This window comes from Dactylosporangium sp. NPDC005572, from assembly GCF_040605515.1.
GTDB lineage: Bacteria > Actinomycetota > Actinomycetes > Mycobacteriales > Micromonosporaceae > Dactylosporangium.
The window spans coordinates 1-4,678 of record NZ_JBEXCY010000385.1; the positions used below are offsets into that span (position 1 = coordinate 1).

4 protein-coding genes are annotated in these 4,678 nt (G+C 73.0%); all 4 read left to right on the forward strand.

Annotation, left to right across the window (positions count from 1 at the left end; all coding sequences use genetic code 11):
• The first annotated feature begins 144 nt into the window (after positions 1-144).
• The 4 genes from ABZS66_RS60415 to ABZS66_RS60430 all read left to right on the forward strand — a co-directional run bounded on the left by ABZS66_RS60415 (position 145) and on the right by ABZS66_RS60430 (position 4,631).
• Positions 145-603 (forward strand): roadblock/LC7 domain-containing protein, encoded by a 459-nt coding sequence (locus ABZS66_RS60415; protein ID WP_354773843.1) that lies wholly within the window; start codon positions 145-147, stop codon positions 601-603.
• A 61-nt stretch (positions 604-664) separates the two neighbouring features.
• Positions 665-1,354, forward strand: coding sequence for an RraA family protein (locus tag ABZS66_RS60420; protein ID WP_354773845.1), 690 nt, complete (start codon positions 665-667; stop codon positions 1,352-1,354).
• Positions 1,355-1,376: 22 nt separating this feature from the next.
• On the forward strand, positions 1,377-2,963 hold the full coding sequence (locus tag ABZS66_RS60425) for a Na+/H+ antiporter (RefSeq protein WP_354773847.1): 1,587 nt from the start codon (positions 1,377-1,379) through the stop codon (positions 2,961-2,963).
• Between the two features lie 99 nt (positions 2,964-3,062).
• The gene (locus ABZS66_RS60430) at positions 3,063-4,631 is read left to right on the forward strand and encodes a putative Ig domain-containing protein (RefSeq protein WP_354773849.1); all 1,569 of its coding nucleotides are present in this window, start codon (positions 3,063-3,065) and stop codon (positions 4,629-4,631) included.
• The last annotated feature ends 47 nt before the right edge of the window (positions 4,632-4,678 follow it).

The following is a 4,678-nucleotide window of genomic DNA, read 5'->3' on the forward strand; positions in this document are numbered from 1 at the left end:
CCTCGACTCGCAATACCACCTGATCCGCCCGCTGTCGTCCCGCGGCGGCCAGGGCCTGTTCCTCTACCTGGCGCTGTCCAAGACGCGGGCCAACCTCGCCCTCGCGCGGCACCAGCTCAAGGGTATCGAAGCGGGCCTGGAGCTGTGACGAGCGGCTACCTGCCACGCCGGGAGGGCGGACCCGCGGCCGGCCCGTACCAGGGTGCGGGGATCGCGGCCCGGCCCGGCCCGGACGACGCCGGCCTCGGCGCCGCCCGGGGCCAGCTCGCCGACCTGCGGCTGCGCGTGCCCGGGGTGCGCGGCAGCGTCCTGTCCGGCGTCGACGGCCTGCTCATCACGTACGACCTGCCGGTACCGGCGGAGCCCCACGACCTCGCCGCGCTCGCGGCGACGACGTTCGGGCTCGGCCGGCAGACGGCGCTCGTGCTCGGGCAGAGCCCGTTCCGCGACGCGACCATGCGGGGCGAGGGCGGCTACTTCACCGTGTACGCGGTCGACAACGACCGGCTGATGGCCATCCTTGGTGATGACGGGCTCAACGTGGCCCGCCTGCACCTCGAGGCCAGGCCCACGGCCCGCCTGCTCGCCCAGATGTTCGGCTGAAAGGCCACCGGACGGCGATTGGCCGCTCCGGTACCGCCGCAGTCCGAGCGATGATGCGCCGGTGACCGACTTCGACGATCTCTCCACCCCGCTCGTCGCCGACGCCTGCGTGCGCAACGGCGTGCCGCTGCGGGTCGCCCCGGCGGGTGTCGCTCCGGTGACCGCCGGTCAGCGGCTCGCCGGCCGGGTCCTGCCCGCCCGCCACTACGGCAGCGTGGACGTGTTCCTGGAGGCGTTCGGCGGCGCCCGCCCCGGCGACGTGCTGGTGGTCGACAACGGCGGCCGCACCGACGAGGCCTGCGTCGGCGACCTGACCGTGCTGGAGGCGGCCGCCGCCGGGGTGGCCGGCCTGGTCGTCTGGGGCCTGCACCGGGACACGCCGGAGCTGGTGGCGATCGGCGTGCCGGTGTTCAGCTACGGGACGCTGCCGGCCGGCCCGGTGCGCGTCGACGAGCGCGAGCCGGCCGCGCTGACCAGCGCCCGCTTCGGCCCGCACCTGGTCAGCGCGGCCGACCTGGTCCTCGCGGACGACGACGGGGTGGTGTTCGTCGCCGAGTCGGATGCGGATGTCGTACTGCGGGCCGCGCGCGCCATCCGCACCACCGAGCGCGAGCAGGCCCGGCGGATCGCGGCGGGGGAGACCCTGCGCGACCAGACCGACTTCGCCGGCTATCTGGCGCGGCGGGCCGCCGACCCGGGGTACACCTTCCGGCGCCACCTGCGCGCCGTCGGCGGTGCGGTCGAGGAGTGAGCCGGGTACCGTTTCGTAGACCATGAACGGTGCCGCGTTTTCGCTGCTGGCGCTGCTGCTGGCAGCGATCGGCCTGGTCGCGCTGTCGCACCGGATCGCGGTGCCGTACCCGATCCTGCTGGTGCTCGGCGGCATGGCGATCGGCTTCGTCCCCGGCATGACGGGGGTGGACCTGTCGCCCGAAGTGGTGCTGCAGGTCTTCCTGCCCCCGCTGCTGTACTACGCCGGCTACTACACGACCCCGCGCGACCTGCGTGCCCACGGCACCGCGATCGCGCTGCTCTGCATCGTGCTGGTGCTCGTCACCGCGGCGGCGGTCGCCGTCGTCGCGCACACCGTGGGCGGCCTGCCCTGGCCGGTCGCGGCGACGCTCGGCGCGATCGTGTCGCCGACCGACCCGGTCGCCGCGGCCGCGATCGCCACCCGGCTCGGCGTGCCCCGGCGGGTCATCACCGTGCTGGAGGGCGAGGGGCTGTTCAACGACGCCACCGCCCTCGCCCTGTTCAAGGTGACCGTCGCGGTGGTCGTGGCCGGCGCCGGCACGTTCCGCCTCGACCGGGCCGTGGAGCAGTTCACCGTCGGCACCGCCGGCGGCATCCTGGCCGGCCTCGTCGTCGGCTGGTTCGTCGTGCTCCTGCGGGGCCGCGCGGCCGACCCGATCATCGGGGTGAGCGTCACCATCTTCGGCGCGTACGCCGCCTACCACCTGGCCGAGCACCTCGGCTTCTCCGGCGTGCTCGGCTCGCTGCTGTGCGGCCTGTACTGCGGGTGGAAGATCCCGCAGGTCGCCACCCCGGCCAGCCGGCTGCTCGGCAAGCCGGTCTGGCAGATGATCGTGTACCTGCTCACCGGCGCGCTGTTCCTGCTGCTCGGCCTGCAGCTGCGGCCGATGCTCGCGGCGCTGACCGACTACCGGGCGATCGACGTCGTGGCCGTCGCCACGCTGGTGGCCGCCGTCGTGATGGTGGCCCGGTTCGCCTGGCTCTTCCTGGTACCGCACATGCTCACGCGGGCCGAGCGCGCCGTCGTCGCCTGGGGCGGCATGCGCGGCGCGGTGTCCCTGGCGATCGCGCTGGCCCTGCCGACCAGCGTCGCCGGCGGCGAGCCGTTCCCGGACCGCGAGGTCGTCGTGCTCACCACGTTCGGCGTGGTGCTGCTGACCCTCGTCGTGCCCGGGCTGACCCTGCCGATGCTCATCCGCGTCACCGGCGTGGGCTGCGCCGGCGCCGCGACCTCCGAGGCCGAGGAGGAGGCGCGGGCCCGGCTCGTCCTGACCGAGGCGGCGCTCGCCCACCTGGAGCGGCTGGTCCTGCGCGACGGCCTCGACGAGGGCACGATCGAGCGGCTCGAGGACGTGTACCGCTACCGCCGCCGCGAGCTCGCCGCCGACGTCGGCGAGCTGCGCGACCCCGACCACGCGCACCGGATGGCGGTGGAGCGCGCGACGTCGCTGGAGCTGGTCGAGGTACAGCGGCGGGTCCTGCTGCGGATGCGCCGGGAGGGCCGGCTCGGCACCGAGGCGCTGCACCACATCCAGCGCGAGCTCGACCTCCAGCACGCCATGCTGGTGCCCACTCATGGGGGAGGGCAAAGGGTCGAGGGCCGTTGACGTGCATGACCGTCGATGTGATGGTGGCCATCAATCGACGGACGGCGAAGTGTGCCCACCGGCGTGCGCCGCCCGTACCCCCGGAGAAAGGGTTCCCCCATGCGCTACAGACGCGCACTCGCCATCGGCGCGGCCATCCTCGCCGCCGCCGCGAGCGTCGTCGCCGGTCCGGCCCCCGCCCACGCGGTCCAGGTCACCGGGCTGACCGCCACCATCGCCCTCAACAACTGCTCGGGCTCGCTGGTGCGGTACCCCAGCTCGGTCGACAGCGACCGGGCCATGCTGCTCACCAACGGCCACTGCTACGAGAACGGGTTCATCAACGCCGGGCAGGTCTACGTCAACCGCGCCAGCTCCCGGACCGGCACGCTGCTCGGCAACACCGGCAACGCGCTCGGCACCGTGCGGGCGGACCTGCTGCTCTACGCCACGATGACGAACACCGACGTGGCCCTCTACCGGCTCAACGAGACCTTCGCGTCGATCAGGACCAAGTACAGCACCACGGCGCTCACCATCGCCTCGGCCCGCCCGGCCGACGGCACCGCGATGACGATCCCGTCGAGCTACTGGAAGCAGGTCTGGACCTGCTCGATCAACGGCTTCGTGCCGACCCTGCGTGAGGACCAGTGGACGTGGCACGACTCCATCCGGTACGACACCGGATGCCAGACCACCCATGGCACCTCCGGCTCGCCGATCATCCGGTCGTCGGACAACCAGATCGTCGGCATCAACAACACCGGCAACGACGACGGGCAGAGCTGCACGCTGAACAACCCGTGCGAGGTGGACGCCAACGGCAACGTCACCGTCCGCCAGGGCCAGTCCTACGGTGAGCAGACCTACTGGTTCACCACCTGCCTCAACTCCGGCCGGGCGATCGACCTGACCCTCGCCGGCTGCCTGCTCACCAAGCCCCCGGGCAGCGGCAACACCGTCACCGTCACCAACCCGGGCAGCCAGACGGCGACCGTCGGCACCGCGAAGTCGCTGCAGATCCAGGCGTCGTCGTCGGGCAGCGGCCAGACCCTGACCTACTCGGCGACCGGCCTGCCGGCCGGGCTGAGCATCAACACGAGCACCGGCCTCATCTCGGGCACCCCGACCACGGCCGGCTCGTCCACGACGACGGTGACGGCGCGCGACACGACCGGCGCCACCGGCAGCGCGACGTTCACGTTCACGGTCACCGGCGGTGGCGGCGGCACCTGCAGCGGCCAGCTGCTCGCGAACCCCGGCTTCGAGTCGGGCGCGGCCTCGTGGACCGGCACGACCGGCGCGATCGGCCAGTGGGCGAGCCAGGGCCAGGCCGCCCGCACCGGCACCTACAGCGCCTGGCTGCTCGGCTACGGCTCGACCCACACCGAGTCGGTGTCGCAGTCGGTGACGATCCCGGCCGGCTGCACCGCGACCCTCACGTTCTGGGTGCACATCGACACGGCCGAGACCACGACCTCCGTCGCCTACGACAAGCTGACGGTGACCGCCGGCTCGAGCACCCTGGCCACCCTGTCGAACCTGAACAAGGCGTCGGGCTACGTCCAGAAGACGTACAGCCTCTCGTCGTTCGCCGGCCAGACGGTGACCCTGAAGTTCAACGGCACCGAGGACTCGTCCCTGCAGACGTCGTTCGTCCTCGACGACCTCGCCGTCACGGTGAGCTGACGCCGTGACGCGCGGGCCGGGCCGCGCCACCGCGCGCGCCCGGCCCG